At 41.7% G+C, this 20,461-nt stretch carries 19 protein-coding genes; 12 read left to right on the top strand and 7 right to left on the bottom strand.

The features are described 5' to 3' along the window. Positions 1 to 17: 17 nt before the first annotated feature. A complete protein-coding gene (gene gatC, locus UCH003_RS10475; protein ID WP_060826477.1) occupies positions 18 to 308 on the bottom strand; it encodes an Asp-tRNA(Asn)/Glu-tRNA(Gln) amidotransferase subunit GatC in 291 nt (96 codons plus the stop codon). Between the two features lie 150 nt (positions 309 to 458). On the opposite strand from gatC, the gene UCH003_RS10470 reads away from it, so the two are divergent. From UCH003_RS10470 to hisG, 5 genes are read left to right on the top strand one after another with little or no spacing between them, the layout of a single operon-like run. Beyond that, positions 459 to 1,040, top strand: coding sequence for a tetratricopeptide repeat protein (locus tag UCH003_RS10470; protein ID WP_060826476.1), 582 nt, complete (start codon positions 459 to 461; stop codon positions 1,038 to 1,040). Further along, a complete protein-coding gene (locus UCH003_RS10465) occupies positions 1,040 to 2,050 on the top strand; it encodes a PQQ-binding-like beta-propeller repeat protein (RefSeq protein WP_039672502.1) in 1,011 nt (336 codons plus the stop codon). Before UCH003_RS10470 ends, UCH003_RS10465 begins: the two co-directional genes overlap by 1 nt. Before the next feature lie 20 nt (positions 2,051 to 2,070). Beyond that, on the top strand, positions 2,071 to 2,403 hold the full coding sequence (locus UCH003_RS10460; RefSeq protein WP_039672339.1) for a hypothetical protein: 333 nt from the start codon (positions 2,071 to 2,073) through the stop codon (positions 2,401 to 2,403). Next, positions 2,390 to 3,013 carry a type III pantothenate kinase gene (locus tag UCH003_RS10455; RefSeq protein WP_060826475.1) on the top strand — a complete coding sequence of 208 codons (624 nt, stop codon included), beginning with the start codon at positions 2,390 to 2,392 and terminating at the stop codon, positions 3,011 to 3,013. Before UCH003_RS10460 ends, UCH003_RS10455 begins: the two co-directional genes overlap by 14 nt. Before the next feature lie 10 nt (positions 3,014 to 3,023). Continuing rightward, on the top strand, positions 3,024 to 3,638 hold the full coding sequence (gene hisG, locus UCH003_RS10450) for an ATP phosphoribosyltransferase (RefSeq protein WP_039672341.1): 615 nt from the start codon (positions 3,024 to 3,026) through the stop codon (positions 3,636 to 3,638). 26 nt (positions 3,639 to 3,664) lie between these two features. Here the strand turns inward: hisG and UCH003_RS10445 are convergent, their stop codons facing one another. The 6 genes from UCH003_RS10445 to UCH003_RS10420 form a co-directional block, all read right to left on the bottom strand. Further along, positions 3,665 to 4,045 (bottom strand): response regulator, encoded by a 381-nt coding sequence (locus UCH003_RS10445; protein ID WP_173636963.1) that lies wholly within the window; start codon positions 4,043 to 4,045, stop codon positions 3,665 to 3,667. An 11-nt stretch (positions 4,046 to 4,056) separates the two neighbouring features. Then, positions 4,057 to 7,326 (bottom strand): ATP-binding protein, encoded by a 3,270-nt coding sequence (locus UCH003_RS10440; protein WP_060826473.1) that lies wholly within the window; start codon positions 7,324 to 7,326, stop codon positions 4,057 to 4,059. 15 nt (positions 7,327 to 7,341) lie between these two features. After that, positions 7,342 to 7,740: a sel1 repeat family protein gene (locus UCH003_RS10435; protein WP_039672343.1), complete on the bottom strand. Its 399-nt coding sequence runs from the start codon at positions 7,738 to 7,740 to the stop codon at positions 7,342 to 7,344. Next, positions 7,737 to 8,894: an Hpt domain-containing protein gene (locus tag UCH003_RS10430; protein WP_060826472.1), complete on the bottom strand. Its 1,158-nt coding sequence runs from the start codon at positions 8,892 to 8,894 to the stop codon at positions 7,737 to 7,739. The genes UCH003_RS10435 and UCH003_RS10430 overlap by 4 nt, the downstream gene beginning before the upstream one ends. A 61-nt stretch (positions 8,895 to 8,955) precedes the next feature. Beyond that, positions 8,956 to 10,755 (bottom strand): excinuclease ABC subunit UvrC, encoded by a 1,800-nt coding sequence (gene uvrC / locus UCH003_RS10425; RefSeq protein ID WP_060826471.1) that lies wholly within the window; start codon positions 10,753 to 10,755, stop codon positions 8,956 to 8,958. Next, the gene (locus UCH003_RS10420) at positions 10,749 to 11,195 is read right to left on the bottom strand and encodes a hypothetical protein (RefSeq protein WP_060826470.1); all 447 of its coding nucleotides are present in this window, start codon (positions 11,193 to 11,195) and stop codon (positions 10,749 to 10,751) included. Before UCH003_RS10420 ends, uvrC begins: the two co-directional genes overlap by 7 nt. A 110-nt stretch (positions 11,196 to 11,305) precedes the next feature. Between UCH003_RS10420 and nadB the strand changes: the two genes are divergently transcribed. From nadB to UCH003_RS10385, 7 genes are all read left to right on the top strand, one after another. Then, entirely contained in the window at positions 11,306 to 12,760 is a 1,455-nt protein-coding gene (nadB, locus tag UCH003_RS10415) for an L-aspartate oxidase (RefSeq protein ID WP_060826469.1), read from the top strand. A 5-nt stretch (positions 12,761 to 12,765) separates the two neighbouring features. After that, positions 12,766 to 14,115 carry a sodium:proton antiporter NhaD gene (gene nhaD, locus UCH003_RS10410; protein WP_060826468.1) on the top strand — a complete coding sequence of 450 codons (1,350 nt, stop codon included), beginning with the start codon at positions 12,766 to 12,768 and terminating at the stop codon, positions 14,113 to 14,115. 13 nt (positions 14,116 to 14,128) lie between these two features. Beyond that, positions 14,129 to 15,664, top strand: coding sequence for a glutamine-hydrolyzing GMP synthase (gene guaA, locus UCH003_RS10405; protein WP_060826467.1), 1,536 nt, complete (start codon positions 14,129 to 14,131; stop codon positions 15,662 to 15,664). 4 nt (positions 15,665 to 15,668) lie between these two features. Then, the gene (locus tag UCH003_RS10400) at positions 15,669 to 16,295 is read left to right on the top strand and encodes a uroporphyrinogen-III synthase (protein WP_060826466.1); all 627 of its coding nucleotides are present in this window, start codon (positions 15,669 to 15,671) and stop codon (positions 16,293 to 16,295) included. Positions 16,296 to 16,595: 300 nt separating this feature from the next. Beyond that, on the top strand, positions 16,596 to 17,864 hold the full coding sequence (gene purD, locus UCH003_RS10395; protein ID WP_060826465.1) for a phosphoribosylamine--glycine ligase: 1,269 nt from the start codon (positions 16,596 to 16,598) through the stop codon (positions 17,862 to 17,864). Next, the gene (locus tag UCH003_RS10390) at positions 17,861 to 18,316 is read left to right on the top strand and encodes an RDD family protein (protein ID WP_039672352.1); all 456 of its coding nucleotides are present in this window, start codon (positions 17,861 to 17,863) and stop codon (positions 18,314 to 18,316) included. Before purD ends, UCH003_RS10390 begins: the two co-directional genes overlap by 4 nt. Beyond that, positions 18,306 to 20,438: an LPS-assembly protein LptD gene (locus UCH003_RS10385; RefSeq protein ID WP_060826464.1), complete on the top strand. Its 2,133-nt coding sequence runs from the start codon at positions 18,306 to 18,308 to the stop codon at positions 20,436 to 20,438. The genes UCH003_RS10390 and UCH003_RS10385 overlap by 11 nt, the downstream gene beginning before the upstream one ends. The last annotated feature ends 23 nt before the right edge of the window (positions 20,439 to 20,461 follow it).

Here is a 20,461-nt window from a genome sequence, read left to right as displayed (position 1 = left end):
AAGACGCTATCGAAGCGTTATTCGATAATTTTTGGAACGACAAACAAACCGTCCTCGCTTTGAGGTGCATGGGCTAAAATGGTTTTGACGACGGCAGGATCGGTATGGGGAACGTCTTCTCGAAACGGCGTTCCGCCTTGAAGCGTCGTAAACGAGGCTTCCTCATTTTCAAGGTTTAATTCGTTCAGATTTTCGACAAAAGCAACGATTTCGCTTAGTTGTTGGATGACACCTTCTCGTTTTTCTTCGCTGATATGCAAAGAGGAGAGTTTTTCGAGTTTAGATAATAAAGTATCGTCGATTTTCATACTAAAAGGTATCCTTGGATCGCATTTTTTAAAAATTGATTATAACACAATCTCTTTGTGGTAATACTGAAACGGTATTAGTGGGTTTTTAGATTTGTTGTGATAAACTATGACACTATTTTTCAAAAATTGCTTAATAAGGATTCGTATTTGGGACTCAAGGAAAATATTAAGGCGGTCCAAGAAGAGATCAGTACCGAAGAACAGTTTTTAGAAGGTATGATTAAAGGTGAAAGATTTTTTAATCGTAATAAAAAATACATTATCGCGTTTGTCGTATGCGTCGCTTTGGGTGCGGCTGCGTATGCGTTAAACGATTGGATGAAAGAGCGCAAACTTCACAGCTCCAACGTAGCGTATCATACGCTTTTAAAAGATGCCTCCAATGCGCAAGCCCTTGAGACGCTGAAACAACAAAACCCCAAGCTTTATACAATGTTTCTTTTTGAAAAAGCATTGCAAACGGGAGACAAAGAGGCACTTAAAATCGTTGCCGAGTCTAAAGAAGACGCTATTTTAGCGGATGTTGCCCGTTACCAACTCGCGCAACTTGAAAACACGCAACCCGCTTCAAGTGAATTGTTTAAAGATATGACCTTATTGCAAGAAGGTTATCGATTGCTTAATGAAAATAAAATCGAAGAAGCGCGTTTAAAACTTTCACAAATAGATGTTACTTCGCCTTTAAAACAGATTGCAAAAAATCTAGAACATTATCAAGGTTTAAAATGATGAGACAGGCAAAAATTGTTTTTACACTCTTGGCTTTATTGTTGCTTATAAGCGGTTGCGGAACGAAACGACAATATTTTGAACCTGAAGTGCTTTCAGGTAAAATCAGTTACGACGGCTCACTTCCAGCGCCTATTCATGATGCTTTAAGAGCCGGGGCGACGTTGGAAAACGGACAGGTGATTACCAAAGAAGGGCTTTTAAACGTAAAGCTACCGCAAGGATTTTCGTATTTAGCGGATAATCAAGGACGTTACGTTGCTACGTCAAAATGCGGAGCTTTAAAAATTATCGATGCTAATCAAAAAGAGCTCTATTCTAAAGAGTGCCAAATCGCGGTGGCTTCCGCAGCACTTAAAGGCAATACGCTCGCATTGGTTTTAGGTTCGAATGAACTCGTTTTGATCGATATTAACGACGGTAAAGAGACGATGCATATTAAGCAAGATAACGTGTACGTATTAGATTCACGTATTGCGGCCCCGTATTTCTTGGGCGATCTTATCGTATTTCCGACGCTTGACGGTAAACTCGTGATTGTCGATGAACAAAGCAAGAAACCGATTCGTGATATTGTCGTGAGTAACGATAAGTTTTTCGGCAATATCATCTACTTACAAGTTTTAGGCGATAGGTTGGTTGCGGCAACAAAAAGTAAAGTCGTTTCCATCAGTCCAAAGTCGATTAGCTTTTTGGAAAAAGAGGTAAAAGACGTCATCGTATTGTCCAATCGCATTTTTGTTTTCACCAAAGACGGACAGGTCCTGTTGACGGATGCCGATTTAAAAGTTTTAAAAGAACGTAAATTCCCGTTTGCGATTTTTTCGGGTACGATTTACGGCGATTATATTTACATGATTGAAAAAAGCGGTTATATGATCGCAAGCGATTTAGAGTTAGTTTCGACAAACGTTTACCAAATGCCGGATCAAATCGAAACCCATATTTATACGAACGGCGATACGTTCTATTACAAAGATCGCTTTTTTAAATTAAATCGAAAACCATAGGTGTCGTAGGCTTTTGCATTATGAAAGAGATGATTGAACGTATTTGCGGCAAACGAATCGTTTTTTCATCTCTGGAAACGATTCTCCCCGCAGCGCTAAAAACACGAAAAAAAGTAACTGTTTTTAGCGGTGTCGATTTGAAATCTTACTACCATGTCGTATTTCGTGTCGAGCAAAAGAGTCGATTTCTTGTACGGCATGCTTATGAAATATTTGCTTTAGAACAAACACTTGAAGCCGCTAAAGACCATCGGTATTTTTACAAACATATTATTTTACATGCTCCTTTGTGTTCTAAAGCCCAAGCATTATTGAATGCGGAAGGGTGGAAAATTTATCATGATATTGTGTGATATCGGTAATTCTAATGTCGATTTTTACCAAGACGGTAAAATGTGGAATATGCCGCATAAACAGTTTAAAGAGTTTCGTACGCAAGAAAAGATTTTTTACATTAGCGTCAATCAAGCACTTACGCAATTTTTACAAGCGAAAGAAGGGTATATCGATCTAGAACCTTATTTTGAATTCGACACGATTTATCAAGGTTTGGGCATTGATCGTATCGCGGCATGTTCGACGGTTAAGGATGGTATGATTGTCGATGCCGGCAGTGCCGTTACCGTTGATATTATGTCCGGCGGTATGCATTTAGGCGGTTTTATTTTACCGGGGATTAGTGCGTATGAGCGTGCTTTTGCTTCCATTTCTCCTCGATTGGAAATGCCTTTAAATCCCAACATCTCTTTAGATGCCTTACCTCAAAAAACGAGCGATGCATTATCTTACGGCGTTATTCGTTCGATTATTTTATTGTTGGAAGTGACATGTAAGGATAAGAGGATTTATTTTACAGGGGGAGACGGTAAATTTTTCTCCAAATTTTTTTCCAATGCTATTTTTGATCGCTCTTTGATTTTTCGAGGAATGTTAAAGACGATTAAAGAAGCACATTTAGCATAAAAGGACAGACATGTTAACGGTAGCACTACCTAAAGGTAGAATTGCGGATGAAACGCTTGATATTTTTGAAAAAATTTTTGGGAAAGCGTTTCGTTTTGACGATAGAAAATTAATTTTAGAAGTAGATACCTTTCGTTTTTTATTAGTACGTAATCAAGACGTTCCTGCGTACGTACTGCATCAAGCAGCCGATATCGGCGTTGTAGGATTAGATGTTTTGGAAGAAAAAGATGAAGATTTACTTCGCTTACTCGATCTTGGTATCGGTAGATGCAAAGTTTGTGTAGGCATTCAAGAAGGAAAAGAGATCGATTACAGTGCACCTGAGTTAAAAGTTGCAACAAAAATGACGCATATTGCTCAAAAATATTTTTCGAAAAAAGCGATGGCCGTTGATATTATCAAATTATATGGCTCTATCGAACTTGCGCCGCTTGTCGGTCTGTCGGATGTGATTGTCGATATTGTCGAAACGGGAAGTACGATGAAACAAAACGGACTTAAAGTCGTCGAAACGATTTTGGAATCATCTGCCTATTTGATCGCTAACAAGAATAGTTTTATTGCTAAAAAAAGAGAAATTACGTCGCTGTACGATCAAATTAATGCCGTAATCAAGCATTAACGGGAAATAGGGAGGGAGCCGGTCTTTTAAAAAAGATCGGCAACTTTTGCGATTTTACCGCTGAGGTCATGCTCTCTAATCGGTTTGACCAGAAAATCAAATGCCCCGTGATTAAACGCTTCGTTTTTACGCGTTTCGTCCGTCGTAAGAACGATAATAGGTAATTTTTTAAACTCTACCATCGATTGCACGTTCGCTAAAAACTCTATACCGTCCATAACCGGCATTTTGATATTCAGTAAGACAAGATCGATATCTCCTTGCGTTTTTAAAAGGTTGATGGCATCAAGTCCGTTGGTCGCTTCAATAATAATACCGACGTTGGGATTTTTGCGTAACATAGAGCTTATAAGCTTTAGATTGATAAAATCATCGTCGACCGCTAGAATTTTTAACTGTTTTTCCATCATTTAGCCTTTTAAATAAACTTTTGAATCAGTGTTTCAAGATCTTTTTTGCTAATTTGATTTGGTAGTACGCTATCAAATAGATCGGCATTGTCGAGATTTTTCTCTTTAGGGTCAATAAACATAACGGTATGAATATGTGCGATACGATGCCTCTTTGCCGTTTCGCCGATCCAGTCTACGAAACTTTTCGGATCGTCTAAAAGCATCTCTTTATCAAAAAGAACGACTTTATAGCTATTTTGTTCCAATTTACTTTTCAAGTCGCTAAAAGAAGAAGCCGGATCAACTTTCTCACACATCTTGCTCAACACACTTGTAAAAATTTTTGTTTCTATTGAGCTTTTCTTTAAAACGATAACGTCTCGTGATGGAAAAGATAAAGGTTCTTCTGGTGCTAAACGTGATGATGCTTCCAACTGCGGTTCTTTATTTTTTTCGAGGGTAGAAAAACCCGGTACCTCAATAGGTTTTTCTTCTTCAACCTCGGGTATCGCAACAAGCTCTTTTTCAGTCTCTTCTTGGGTGCTGAGTGCTTCTTTAGGCTTATTGGAAGCGGATGAGACTAACGGTGCCTCATAAGCATCGTCGATTTTATTGGGGATAAAAAGATTTAAAATCGTAATAATGCTGTCTTTTTTAATCGGTTTCGTAATATACTCATCCAAGCCTTCTTTCATAAAGCGTTCACGATCACCTTTAAGCGCATTGGCAGTAATCGCAACAATCGGGATGTGTGCCAAATGATTTTTTTCTTCGTATTCTAAAATTTTATGCGTTGCTTCAATTCCGTCCATAACGGGCATTGCAATATCCATAAAAATCATATCGAACGTATCCGTACGACGTTTTTCTAAGGCCTGAAGACCGTTGGGAACGATTGTAATGGTAAGCCCTAAATCTTCCAACGTACGTCGAATCAGCTTTTGGTTGATTTCGTTATCTTCAGCGACTAAGACGTCGGCTTTGAATTTCGTTCCTAACGTTGTCCGTTGTATCGGTTTTTCTTGTTCGGGCTTATTCTCTTTAACCGGCAAAAATTCGCGTTTGGATTCCAACGCTTTCACCAGTTTAGAAACATTGATAGGCTCGTAAATCGGCGTAATGTATTTGGTGTTAAATTCATTAAAGCGTGCTTGCTGAGAAGGTTTGAAAATTAAAAGGATCGGCAATTTAATTTTTTTATACTCTTCAAGCTCTTCTTTCGTAAGATTATTGTAATCGGCAATAATAATGTTGCTTCCGGATTTAAAAATCATATTTTTTAACGAAGGAAAGTCGGTATAGTACTTGGTTTGGGCGCCAAAATAGCTAAGATAATCGAACATAAACTCCGTATGTGCTTTGGCACCGTTAAGCGGAGAATAAAGCGCACAATTAAAATCGCTGAAATGGTTCCTGTAATCCGTACCGCTTGATGTCGTTTCAATAAGATCCAATGCGAAAAAGAAGCGGCTACCTTGTCCTTCTTCACTTTCGACTTCAAGTTGTCCGCCCATAAGCGCAATGTATTTTGAAGAAATGGTTAACCCAAGACCCGTACCGCCGAATTTACGCGTAATGGTAGAATCGGCTTGGTTGAAAGCATCAAAAATTCCGTCGATCTTATCTTTATGAATACCGATACCGGAATCTTGAACGCTAAATAAAACGCGGGCGCGATCAAGCGGAGCGTCATTAAGTCGTTTGATTTCAACGGTAATTTGTCCGTTATTCGGCGTAAACTTAACGGCATTACTCATAAGGTTGATAAGAACCTCTTTGATTTTAACGGCATCGCCTTTAAGGTAATTATGAAGGCTAGGATCGATATAAAGAGAGAGTTGAATATTCTTTTCGGCTGCTTTAGGTCCGTAAACTTCGACGGCATTTTCAAATTCGTCGATCGGGGAGAACAGACCTTCGTCGATTTCAATTTTATTGCTTTCGACTTTGGAAAGATCCAAAATATTGTTAATAATGGCTAAGAGGTTTTCAGAGCTTTTCTCGATTACGTCGACAAATTCACGTTTTTCTTCATCAAGATCGGAATTTTTAAGCAATTCGGTAAAACCGATAATACCGTTAAGCGGCGTACGAATTTCATGTGACATATTCGCAAGAAAGATACTTTTTGCGGCACTTGCTTCTTCGGCATTTTGTTTCTCTTTTGCAATGTTTTCGATAGCTTTATCGATAATGGCATATGCCGTATTCATACCTTCTGTGGTATTGAAGTCGACTTTTTCTTTGGTTTCGGCAAGTTCTTCGACACGGCTAAAAATGTTTTCGAGTCCGCGAACGTTTTTCCTAAATTGATTGGCAAGTCCAAAGCCTAAGAACATCAAGACAATGGAGATAATCCATGTCAATCCGGCACCGATAAGTTGTCCGATATTTTGGTTGTCGTAGCTTTTTTCTTCAGCAGTCAATGAACTTTTAATAATTTGAGCGGATTTGTCGAGTAGATCGATTTTTTTTGTTAATAAACCAAACCAAAGCGTCGGATCGATCAAGTATTCACCGCTTTGAGCCGCAGTAATCAATTCACTCTTGGCTTGCGTAATTTCTGCTTCAATTTTTTGATTTTCAGGCAATTTATAAAGATTTTCGATCTGACCTCGAGCCGATGCATCGTTAATCGTCGTATGGTCAAAAATATTCGAAACGCTAAAAATCGTAATCCACGTTTCCAAATCTTTAGGACTGAAAGGAACGTATTGACTTAAAATTTTTGAGACGAAACCGCGTTCTTGCCCTAAATATTCGATATTTTTATAAACGGAAACTAAAGACGCCGTGAGGTTGGAAATATTAGAGTTGGTATTAATGGTTCCGATAGATTCGAGTTCTTTTAAAAGTAAAGTATTAATTTGGCTGTAATAATCAAAGAACATTTTATTAAAGTCGACGGCAAAAGTATCGACGGCTTTGTGCATTTCGAGAATTTTTGTCAGATGCGCCATAACGGCTTTAATGTGCGGTGACATTTCGCTATGGTGCGCATTATAATAGTCGTAAAAATCTTTCATCGCTTTGTTAACGACGATGCGTTGTTCTTTCAAAGATTCCGCAGCAATACTTCCTTGGCTTGAAAGGTATGACGCACTCAAACCCCTCTCTTTGGCGAGTTCGATGGATAACGTACTTAAAACACGGGTGCTTTCGATTTTATTTTTAAGCGTTAACGTTGTATCGAATTGAGTATACGATAAGTAAAGAAAGTAACTTGAAAAGATAAAAAGGATAATCAGCGGGTACTGACTAATTAATTTTAAGGTATGTTGTGTGGTTAATTTCATGATTCGCGTCCTTTCCTAACGTTTTATGACGATATTGTATGCCGTAGCAATTTCTAGGCATGTTTGACTCTCTTGTGCACCTTGTTGCAATAGTACCGTAGCTTCTTCATGCTTAATACGACTTTTAAGGTACGCTTCGGCTAGGTAACATTTAGCTTTGATGTTTCCTTTCATAACGGCTTGCTCTAAATACGGAATAGCAAGCGAAGGGTTGGCTTCAATGCCTTCGCCGTAAAGATAAATTTTACCGATATAAAAATAACCTTGTACGGAGTTTTCTTTTTTAATTGCAGCTTCAAAAAGCTCCTTGGCATGCACGAAATCACCCGCTTTGTAAGCGATCATTCCGTCTCGGAAATGATCGGCCGTTAATGCCGTACAACTCAGTATAAAACAGAACAATACCCTTTTCATAAAACGGTTTCCTTAAAAATTTCTATCGTATCTTGCAAGGTCTGAAGCGTTTGGAGCAACTCTTCTTTCGTATCGAAATCCAAGCCGGTTTCCAAATGTTCCAACGCATGGTAAAGAGGTACGATATGTAAATGAAGTGCAACGCTTTTGAGTTTAAGACTTTCATTTTTCGCCAAAATGCGGTTATTATCGTGGACGGCTCGGTATAAAATCGGCATAGCCGTATCTAAATTTTCGATATATTCTTCAATGATTTGTGCTAAAGTGCTAATATCAAGACCGAGTTCCTCGGCACAATCGCAAAGATCAAAGGCTATCGGCTCGTCAAGTGCCGTTTCGTCTACGGTTTCTACGCGATTAAAAATCGAAGTCTCTTCGACGTTTTGTGATACGGGAGTTTCGGGTGAAGGTTGTAGCGTTTCGGTAAAATGAAAATCGTCTTGGGCAATCTGATCGATTGAACGATATTCTTCAACCGAGAGGTCTTTTGGCGAAGTAACATCCGCGACCGGCGGCGTATCCAAAACGGTATGATCGAATTTGAGTTTAAAATCGAACGCCTCTTGCGCTTCTTCTTTGAGGGAATACGAATGCTCAACGCTAGAAGCGTCGAGAGAAACGGACGTTTCCAATACGGGCTCCGATAAAAAAGGAACCGTAAGGCTTTGCGTATCCGAAGCGGGCGGCGTAGGCGTATAATCGTAGAGAAACGAAGACGAGGTAAACGAGGTTTCGTTAGGAACGTCTTTCGGCGATTCTGTAGCATCTAGCGAGGATGTCGCTACGGAAGAGAGATTTGCAAAAGATGCGGGTGCTTCGCTGTAAAGCGGTGCATTGGTTAATTCGACGCTAAAAAAAGTCGAACAGCCGTTTATTTCTTTGGAAAGGAAAATTTCGTTGATATTGAGCGAAGTATCAAGCTCTTTTCCGTTTTTAGTTTTGATTAAGACGCGTTTATTGGGTGTGCCGCTGTGCAGAGCATAATCAATCCACGAAAAATTTTTAAATTTGAAGATAAAGCCGGGCTTGTTTATAAAAAGATCCGCAAAGTCATTGTGATAATTACGAAACTCTTCGATGTCTTCATAGCCTAGCAAGTACAACTCTTGGTTACCCATTCCCAAAAAAAGACCATTCTTATCGTAAAGTATCAAATGTAGATCCTTTAGTAAACGTTAGAAAGTCCATTTTAGCTCACTTATACTTAAAATTAAGCTATTTTTTTAAGAAATTAATGATATTGGTTGCGTTTTTTTTACCAACCGTGACCTCGAGTTCTTCTTGCGTTGCGGCATAAAGTGCTTCAAAAGATCCAAAATAATTCAAAAGCTTCTGAATCGTCGCTTGACCGATTCCTTCGATATTTTGAAGCTCTAAGCTTAGATCGTTTTTCCGTTTTTTACTGCGATGATACGTAATAGCGAAGCGATGCGCTTCATCGCGTAAACGTTGAATAAATTGCAAGCGTTTGTCGTGTGCGGGTAAGACGAACGCTTGTTTGAGATTGTAAACCGTATCGTGGGCATTTCCTTTGGCACGATAGGCTTTTGCATCTCTTTTCTCTTTTGCTATGGCTAAAAGATCGATGGACATTCGGTGTTTTTCCAAGAGCGATCGTGCCAGTTTCAGCAAGGTTTCGCCTCCGTCGAGTACCCATAAATCCGGTGCCGGTTCATGGGCAAAATCTTCGATACGGCGCGTTAGCATTTCGTGCATTTGGGCATACTCGTCGCTATGACATAAAGCGTATCGGCGATAAGCGTTTTTTGCAAATCCGTCTTCCCAAACGACCATCGCTCCTACGGGAGCACTACCGCCGTGGTGTGAATTGTCGAAAATTTCGATGCGTCGCGGAGGTGTGGTAAGATCAAAAAGGTTTTGCAATTGTTCGGCAAAGCTAGATTGGTTTTTAGAAAGGCTTTGCAGCAAAATTTCTTGCGCATTGTGCCGCGCCATGGTCGTCAGGGCGTATTTTTCGCCTTTTTGCGGAACAAAAATCTCGATTTTTTGCTGAAATTTTTCGCTTAAAAAGCGTTCCATTTCAGCTTGTTCGCTAAAAGCTTCCGCCGTGAGTACGCGCGTGGCGAAGCTTTGGTTCATCGGATAGTAAAATTCGAAAAGAGCTCGCTGATAAAGCTCGTCTTTTTCAAAACCGTAAACATTATGGAGCAACGAGTGCGACGTCGAGACGATTTTACCGTGTCGGATAAACAAGCGCATTACGACGGCGGTTTTCTCGGTTGCTTCAATCGCAAAGACATCGTAGTCTTCGAGTTTTTTAAGTTCTACATGCGTGACATGTAAGGCATTTTGAATCGCAATTTTGGTATCTCTTAAATGCGCGGCTTCTTCAAAATTAAGTTTCAAGGAGGCTTCTTGCATGCGTTCGTCTAAAAGGGCAAGGAGTTTTCGCTGATCGCTTAATGTCGACAAAGCTTTTTCCACGATTTCCCGATAAGCTTGCTCGGTAATACGTCCTTCGCAAGGTGCTAAACAACGCCCGATTTGGAAAAAAAGACACGCTTTTTTGCCTTTGAGACATCCTTTTTTTTGAACAAGAGGGAAGACCAAGTAGAGGGCTTCTAAAAGAGCTTTGGCCGAACCCGAAAGCGGACCGAAGTAGCGCGTGTGTTTCGTATCGACGATTTTACGCGTTATCTCAAAACGCGCAAACCGTTCAGCAAGGTTGATGGCAATATAGGGGTAGGTTTTATCGTCTCTTAACAAGATGTTGTATTTAGGTTTGAGTTGTTTGATGAGCGAATTTTCCAAGATTAAAGCGTCGTGTTCGCTTTGCACGACGATAAATTCGACGTCGCTTACTTCCAAAATCATTTTCGTAATACGCAACGACAGCGTAGGAGAAGGAGCTAACGTGCCTGAAAAGCGAAAGTAGCTTTTGACGCGATTTTTAATATTTTTAGCTTTGCCTACGTAAAGGAGCATGCCGGATGCGTTGAAAAATTGATAGATGCCCGCAAATTCCGGAGCATTTTTAAGTTTTTGGCTTAACATGTACGTGTAAGAATCGTTTGTTTGATAGCTTCGAAAAGGGTTTTTAACGTGGGATCGTCACACTGTGTTTCGAAAGTACCCTTCGCCTGTTCGGCGTAAAAAATTGCCGAAGGTGTCGGTTTTTTTTCCTCTTCTACGGGTTGGTTCGTGACAAAAGCTTGCACCTCTTTGACGCATAAACAGGTGCATTCGGGGTAACGAGCGTTAAACTCTTTTAATAGACTCTTTATTAAATTGCGTTTATAATTGAATTCCATTTTCGCGCAAGGATGATTGAGCACGAAAAAGAGCGTGTCGTTCTTCGTATACACAAAGCGCACCATTGAGGTAAAGCTTTGAGGCAAGAGCGCAAGCCAGTTTTCGTAACAACGCATCTGAGCGTATTTTTTCATAGAAGGTTGTCGGACGAGATGGGAAATTATACTTTTAGAATCTTTCATGTGCTCATTATAGCATGTTTAGGCTTGAGCCTGTTGGGGTGCGGCTATAAGGGCGATCCCGTCTACAAAGACGCCAATACGACGACTCCTGCGAAGAAAACGCACTTTTTATGAAAACATCTTACGACGTTCTCATCGTCGGTACGGGAATCGCCGGTTTAAATACGGCACTCGGGCTCCCTAAAAATCTCGATGTTTTGTTAATCTCAAAAGATTATGCATGGGAATGCAATACGTTTTACGCGCAAGGCGGCGTTGCGGTTGCCAAAGATGCGCAAGACGTCGCGGTGCATCGTCGCGATACGCTTGAAGCGGGTGCGGGACATTGCAACGAAGCGGCGGTCGATGTTTTATGCTCCGAAGGACCTGCCGCTATTCGTGAATTGATTGAACGGGGATTTTCGTTTGATCATGACGCATCGGGACAGTTATTGTATACCAAGGAAGCTGCACACAGTACGCAACGCATTTTGCACGCTGGCGGCGATGCTACCGGACGTTATTTACATCTTTTTTTAATGGAACAATTGCCTTTTCCGGTTTTATACAATACGCACGTTACGGATTTACTTATTGACGAGGGTACATGTTATGGCGTACGCGTTTTTCATGTCGATAAGATTTTTAACCTCTACGCTAAGAAAATCGTTATCGCAAGCGGCGGCGTGGGTTCTTTGTACGAATATCATACCAATGCCAGAACGATCAGTGCCGATATGCAAGGAATTTGCTTGGATCACGGAATCGCTTTAGCAGATATGGAAATGATGCAGTTCCATCCTACCGCGTTTGTTTTGGGGCATGCGGTACGCAAACAGCTTTTGAGCGAATCGCTTCGCGGAGAGGGTGCGATGATCGTCGACGATCATGCGGAACGCTTTACGTTCGCGTACGATCCTCGTGGAGAATTGGCTCCGCGAGACGTCGTGAGTCGGGCCATTTTTTTACATAAACAAAAAACGGGGCGCGAAGTTTACTTGGATTTGAGTGCATTTTCGCATGAACATTTTAAGAAACGTTTCCCGAGTATTTACTACAACATGCGAACGATCGGTTATAACGTCCCCGAACAAAAGATACCGATTTCTCCCGCGTTTCACTACGCTATGGGCGGTATTCACACCGATTTAAGAGGACGTATTGCAAACGTTAAGGATCTTTTTGCGGTCGGCGAATGCGCTAACACGGGGGTACACGGAGCCAATCGACTCGCCAGCAACTCGCTTTTGGAAGGACTCGTTTTTGCGCGCCGCGTTGCTCAAGAGATTGCGCAAAGCGATTTTACGTCTCGAAAAGAGCATTATTTTAGCGAAGCGGAAGCCTGCTTATCCCAAACGGGAGATAAAGAGCTAAAAAACGAATTGCGTCGTCTCATGTGGCGTTATGCCGGTATTTTACGCGATGAAGAAGGGTTGGCCAAAGCACAAGAGCGTGTCGAGGAGATGTTGGCGTTGCCGATAGGTAAGTTTTTAAGATTGAGATTGGCGGTATCCAGAGAAATTATTTTAAGTGCTCGTCGACGTAAAACCTCGCTCGGTGCACATACTATGGTCGTAAGGAACTAACACATATGCGAATTATCGGATTATTAGTGACGCTTTTGAGTTGCACATGGGCTTCTGGCGGTCAGAATTTAAGTAGCTCGTGGGTCGGCATCGTTTCGTTGATTATTTTTGTGGTCGGTTACTATTTCGTTGCGGCGGAAGAGAATTACCACATCAATAAAGCCAAACCTGCACTTTTTATGGGAACGTTTATTTTTATTCTTATCGGTATCTATTTCGCACTGAACGGTATGGATACGACTCCTTTGACGCATGAAGTCGATGCGTTGATTTTGGAAATAGCGGAAATCTTTTTCTTTTTAATGGTCGCGATGACGTTTATCGAGGTCATGATCGAGCGACGTGTTTTCGATACGTTAAAGTATAAGCTAGTTTCAAAAGGCTATTCGTACAAAAAACTTTTTTGGTTAACCGGAACGTTAGCTTTTTTTATCAGCCCCGTTGCCGATAATTTGACGACGGCACTCATTTTGTCGACGGTTTTGATTACGATTGAGAAAGAAGACAAAACTTTTTTAGTACCCGGTGCGATTAATATTGTCGTCGGTGCGAATGCCGGCGGTGCTTGGAGTCCGTTTGGCGATATTACGACGTTAATGACGTGGATGGCGGAAAAAGCGACATTCGTGGAATTTTTCGGGCTTTTCCCCGCCGCATTTATAGGATGGTTTTTAACGGCATGGTTACTTTCCTTATCCGTTCCTTCTTCCAAACCGCACTTTGATGCGAGCGTGGAAAAAAGAGTCGTGATTTTAAAGGGCGGTAAAGTCGTGATGGCATTAGGTCTTTTAACGATCGTTTCGGCGGTTTTATGCCAGCAACTCTTTCATATGCCGCCGATGTGGGGCATGGTCTTCGGACTTTCGCTTTTAAAGCTCTACACGTATCAACTCAAGCGTCGTAGTAACGAAACGATCAGTATTTTTAAATCCATCGGAAAAATCGAATTTGACACTTTGCTCTTTTTCTTCGGTATTTTAGCGGCGGTTGGAGGGCTTCATTTTTTAGGCTTCTTAGATTTAGCCGCAAAATTGTATGATTATGCCGGTGCAACGACGGTCAATATCGGCGTTGGATTTTTGTCGGCGATTATCGATAACGTTCCGGTTATGAGTGCCGTATTGAAGGCCAATCCCGCAATGAGCGACGATCAATGGTTGTTGGTTACGATGACGGCAGGAATCGGAGGAAGTTTGATTAGTTTCGGCTCTGCCGCAGGTGTGGGAGTTATGGGAAAACTGAGGGGAATTTATACTTTCGGATCCCACATGAAATACGCTTGGACCGTTTTAGTCGGATATATCGTATCGTTAGTGATTTGGTATGTTCAATTTGAAGTCATGGGTTTATATTAAAAAAAGGAAACAGATGAAAGAAGTCCCTCTATTAGTCTTAGATTTCGGTTCGCAGTATACGCAACTGATTGCTCGTAAACTTCGTGAAAGCGGTGTTTATTGTGAAATCGTTCCGTATAACGAGAAAATCGAAGATATTAAAGCACGGAACCCTAAGGGTATTATTTTAAGCGGCGGTCCCGCTTCGGTTTACGCGAAGGACTCTTATCACCCCGATGAAAAAGTGTATACCTTAGGTTTACCGATTTTAGGTATTTGTTACGGCATGCAGCTTTTAACGCAGTATTTCGGAGGAAGCGTAATTCCCGCAACACATCAAGAATACGGTAAAGCGGAGCTTCGTTTTGAAAGCGATCATAAAATTTTTAAAGATACGACGTGCGGACAAATCGTCTGGATGAGCCATGGCGATCGCGTCGAAACTTTACCGGAAGGGTTTGAAAAAATAGGCTTTAGCGCAAACTCTCCTTATGCGGCGATTGCCGACGAAAAACGCAACATGTACGCATTTCAGTTTCATCCGGAAGTCTATCATTCCGAGCAAGGCACGAAACTGCTCAAAAATTTTGCCAAATATATTTGCGGATGCGAGAGTACGTGGAATATGGGCTCGTTTGCGAAAGAGCAAATCGCTAAAATTCGTGAAAAGGTAGGCAATAAAAAAGTGCTTTGCGGCGTCAGCGGCGGAGTAGACAGTTCGGTTGTGGCGACGCTCTTGGCCGAAGCGATCGATGATCAATTGGTCTCCGTTTTTGTCGATAACGGGTTGTTACGTGCCAAAGAGCGCGAACAAGTCGAAACGATGTTTAAAAGTAGGGGCGTACCGTTGATTACGGTGGATGCCGGCGAAAAGTTCTTGAGTCGGCTTGCCGGCGTCAGCGATCCGGAGAAAAAACGTAAGATTATCGGCGAAACGTTTATCGAGGTCTTTGACGAAGAGGCGAAAAAACACGACGGAATCGAGTTTTTAGCCCAAGGTACGCTTTATACGGACGTAATCGAATCCGTTTCGGTCAAGGGACCTTCTAAAACGATCAAATCGCATCATAACGTCGGGGGACTTCCCGATTGGATGCGTTTCGAACTCATTGAGCCGCTTCGTGAAATTTTTAAAGACGAAGTACGTGCTTTAGGTGCGGAATTAGGGTTGCCTAAAGAGATGCTCTCGCGTCATCCTTTCCCCGGTCCCGGTCTGGCGATTCGCATTATGGGGTCAGTAACGAAAGAAGATTTAACGCTTTTACGCGCCGCCGACGTGATTATGCTAGAAGAGCTTCGTGCAACGGGTTATTACGATAAAACGTGGCAAGCGTTTACGGTTCTTTTAAACGTCAAAAGCGTCGGCGTAATGGGCGATAACCGTACTTATGACAATACCGTATGCGTGCGAATCGTGGATGCTACCGACGGCATGACGGCGACGTTTGCGCATATTCCGCATACGATTTTGGAAAATATCAGTCGACGTATTATTAATGAAGTTAACGGAATTAATCGCGTCGTGTACGATATTTCTTCTAAACCGCCCGCCACGATCGAGTGGGAATAAAACGATGATCTACCTCTTAAGCGATCAAGCGCATGAGGGGGTAGAGCATCTACCGCTTTTTGAAATTCGTTTTGATACGACGCCGATCGATCTTGCGCCCTACGATGCGCTGGTTTTTACTTCTAAAAATGCCGTGAAAGCTCTCGATTGCATTGATCCTTCGTGGAAGCAAAAAGCATCTTACGCTATCGGCGAGGGAACGGCGGCATGGATCGAGCGTTTAGGCGGGACGCTTTACTTTACATGTGAAGATTCTTACGGCGATCGCTTTGCCGAAAAAATTGCGTCCGACTTGGCAGGGAAAACCGTTTTATTTCCGCGCGCCAAAGAGGTCTCTTCGTCACTCTCTACTATTTTACGTGAACACGGGGTTTGGATTGACGAACGTATCGTTTACGAAACATTTTGTCGTTCGTATGAAGTGCATTGTGCTCCGCCGAAAAATGCACGTCTGATTTTTACGTCGCCTTCCACCGTGCGCTGTTTTTTCAAAAATTTCGAGTGGGACGAAAGTTATAAAGCCGTTGCGATCGGAAAGAAGACCGCTGCCGCGTTTCCTCCGTCGTTTCGCGTCTATATCGCACAAAAGCCCTCGATTGCCACGTGCATAGACTTAGCAAAAGCTATTTAGAAGCAAACTTCTTTTATAATGAGACAATGTTTTAGTGCCTGGGTGAAGCGACAACCGTTTTCATGAGGGTCCAACAATTAGTAAAAGCGGAATCTGTACGTTTTTGGTGTGTCTGCGGTATCGTCCGAGCTTGAAAAAGCGAGAAATTGCAGCCTAAAAAAAAGGTCAATTCCCAGAAGTTGGCTTATTAGGGCCGCTTCAATCACGGAACGCTCACTTGGGTTTTAACAGACTTTTTTCACAATCGTTTTGATCGGAAAAATTGTGAAAAAAGTCTGATGTCTGTCGTGGAGAAAATGAATGAAGGTAATGGTCGTCGGTAGCGGCGGTAGAGAGTATTCGATAGGTTTAGCACTGAAAAAAGACCCTAACGTTACGGAACTTTTTTTTGCACCGGGTAACGGTGCGACTTCACAGCTGGGGCGTAATGTCTCGTATCGCACTTACGAAGAACTTGCCGCGTATGCGAAAGAAAACGGTGTAGAACTCACCGTCGTCGGACCGGAGACAGCTTTGGTCGAGGGGATCGTCGATTGTTTTAGAGCTCACGGTTTGGTAATTTTCGGTGCATCAAAGGCGGCCGCACGTCTTGAGGGTTCAAAAATCTTTATGAAAAATTTTCTCTCACGCTATGCAATTCCTACGGCACGTTATATTGAAACGAGCGACGTCAAACAAGCCAACGATTTTATCGATACGCTCGCATTGCCGATTGTCGTTAAAGCCGACGGCTTGTGTGCGGGTAAAGGTGTTATCATCGCTAAAAGCTATGCCGAAGCAAAAGAAGCCGTTAGCGACATGTTAAGCGGAAAAAGCTTCGGTGATGCCGGACGGGGTGTTGTCGTCGAAGAGTTCCTCGACGGTTACGAGCTCTCCGTTTTTGTCGTATGCGACGGGAAAGATTATAAAATTTTACCGGCGGCACAAGATCATAAACGTCTTTTAGATAATGACGAAGGTCCAAATACCGGTGGAATGGGTGCTTACGCTCCGACGCCTTTAATCGATGCGACGCTTTACAAAAAAGTTGAAGAGCGTGTCGTTAAGCCGACCTTACTCGGCATGCAACAGGAAAATACTCCGTTTGAAGGGGTTTTATTTATCGGTTTGATGATCGTTAAGAATGAGCCGATCGTCTTAGAGTATAATGTCCGCTTCGGCGATCCGGAGTGTGAAATCCTTATGCCGCTTTTAAAAACGCCGGCGAGTGAGCTTTTTTACAAAGCCGCTACGGGTGATCTTAAAAATCTGACGATTGAATTTTTGGATCGTTTTGCCGTTGCCGTCGTTATGGCAAGCGAAAACTATCCTTATAGTAGTTCAAAACCTTCGGAAATTCTCATCGATCAAAATGCACATTCCGAACTTGAACACACGCACATTTCGTATGCGGGCGTCAGTGAAGAAGACGGGAAATTATATGCAACCGGCGGACGCGTACTTTTATGCGTGGGTGTCGGTGAAAGTATCAAAGAAGCGCGCGATCGAGCCTATTTATTGTGCGGGCAAGTGCATTTTGCGGGAAAACAATTTAGAAACGATATTGCATATCAGGCATTACGACAATGACCAACGAAGAGTTAATCGAAAAGTTTGAAAGTGAAAATATTACGCTAGCCTCCTTGCAAAAAAGAGGTTTGGCCTATGCTATCGACGAGATTTTGATTTCCGTATTGTTTTCGTTAATTTACTTCGATCAGATTCCCGAAACCGTTACGACCGAAGAGTTTATCGGCATCGTTAACGGACTTTTCGGTTATATCGTTTTAATCAAAATTTTGTATCAAACCTTTTTTGTATGGATGTACGGAGCGACTTTGGGGCGTATCGCTATGAAAATACGCGTCATTTCGACGTTGGATTTGGAAAATCCGACGTTTTTTACGGCATTGAGTCGCGCATCGTTTCGTATCGTCAGCGAATCGCTTTTTTATTTAGGATTCGTATGGGCTTTTTTAAATCCGAAACGCGAAACTTGGCACGATAAAATCGCTACGACGTTGGTTGTCGATGCTCGCTAAATTTTTTATTTTCCTAACCCTTTCTTGCGCTCTATTACAGGCGGCAGACAAACCCAAAGAGCAAGACGTCGAGATGTTGGCAAAAACCGTCACGAAGGACGGAGACGTAGCACACGCGATCGGTAACGTCGTCGTTTACAGCCCGCAATATTTAATTACCGCCGATGAAGCCTATTACAATTACGTTACGGGGGATTTGGAGCTCTTCGGCAATATTACGATGTTAGAAGGCGTTAATTATGCCTCACGCAGCGGACATTCGAAATTGAACTTGAAAACTAAAAAAGGAACTTCCGATCCGCTTTTTTTCTTTGACGAAAGTTCAAGCGTATGGCTTAAATGCGAAAATGCCGTCTTAGATGCGGAAACGTATATCACACAAAAATCGATTGTATCCAGTTGCAATACGCAAGATCCCGATTGGAAAATTGTTTTTACGACCGGAGAGTTTAATAAAGAGAGCAAATGGATGCACTTGTACAATCCCGTCTTTTATGCCGGAGACGTACCCGTATTTTATTTGCCTTATTTTGCTTTTTCGACCGATCGTACGCGCCGTACGGGTCTTTTACGTCCGGATTTTGGCATGAGTAGTTCGGAAGGGTTGTATTATATGCAACCGATTTATTTTGCACCCGCCGTCGATTGGGATTTGGAATTAAGACCTCAAATTCGAACGAATCGCGGAGAAGGGCTTCATGCAACGTACCGCTTCGTTGATACGGCATACTCAAAAGGCGAAATAACAACGGGTTATTTTAAAGAGCAAAGTCATTACGTCGATGAAAACGACGCCCATTACGGCTTTCATCTCCAATACGACCGCAGTGCTCTTTTAAGTACGCAATACTCGCAGATTCAAGAAGACGGTTTGTGGGTAGATATTCATTATTTAAACGATATCGACTACTACAATACGAAAGATAACGAAGATACCGTCTATGATAAATTAGCCGTATCGCGTCTTAACTATTATATTAAACAAGAACAAGACTATTTTGGATTTTATACGAAATATTATATCGATACGTCAAAAAGTTCAAATAAAGATACGTTACAAGAACTTCCGACTATCCAATACCACCGGTTTACTTCTCCGATTTTTTGGGATAATCTGCTTTATTCCGTGGACTATCAGGGAAAAAATTATACACGTGAAGAACGCGGACCTAATACGCCTTCAGCCGTAGGTGCTATCCAAAATGAAGTACGAACACCCTTAACATTTTATACCTCTTTTTTTGAAGATTATCTCCATGTAAGCGCGTCGGAAAATATTTATATGACTTATGTGACTTATTCAGGTGAGACGGACGGTAGTTACCTTCAACATTACAGTAATTATCATCGCTTTAATCTTTTTACCGACCTTTCAAAAAGTTACGATACATTTTTCCATACGATGTATTTCGGATTGGAGCATACGGTCCCGAGTTATAGTAAAACGGAAGGAACGCAGTATAAGGCAACATTTATGAACGCCGTTACCAGTGAAGATATGATTCCTCTGGATTTGGAAGAAAAAAATACGGCATTTCAATTTAAACAATTTTTCTACGACATGGACGGTGAAAAGAAATTAAGCCATTCGATCAAACAAGCCTACTATTACGACAAAGAGTACCACTACGGGGATTTAGAAAACGATGTGAAGTATTATATCAACGGGCATTTGTATGTCGGAGATACCGTTCATTATTCGCATCATTACGATCAATTATCGCGCAATCAAATTTCCGTAACCTATCAAGAGCCGATTTATCAAGTCTCTTTACGTCATACTTACGTCGATCGCACCTATGAACATAATACGGAAGATAAAGATTACAGTTACGTTACGTTGTACGGAGAAACATCTTATTGGGAGCATTTTACGCTCTTTAGTGCCATTAACTACGATGTTGAAGACGATTTGTTCAAGTCATGGAGTTTAGGGTTTAAAAAAGTAAAAAAATGCTGGGATTACTCTTTGGTGTATCGCGATTCCAATACGCCAAAACAGACGACGAGCACCAACGGTATCGACTCGGTTAATAAACGAGGCGTGATGCTGATGTTTAACTTATATCCGATGGGAAGCTTTAGTTATGATTTTAAAACGGAATCGGAACAGAAACAGTAAGTATGAAAAATTAATAGGAACAC

The organism is Sulfurospirillum cavolei (genome assembly GCF_001548055.1).
Classification (GTDB): Bacteria; Campylobacterota; Campylobacteria; order Campylobacterales; family Sulfurospirillaceae; genus Sulfurospirillum.
The sequence above is the reverse complement of the archived record's forward strand: the minus strand, read 5'-3'. Positions and strand labels throughout refer to the sequence as shown.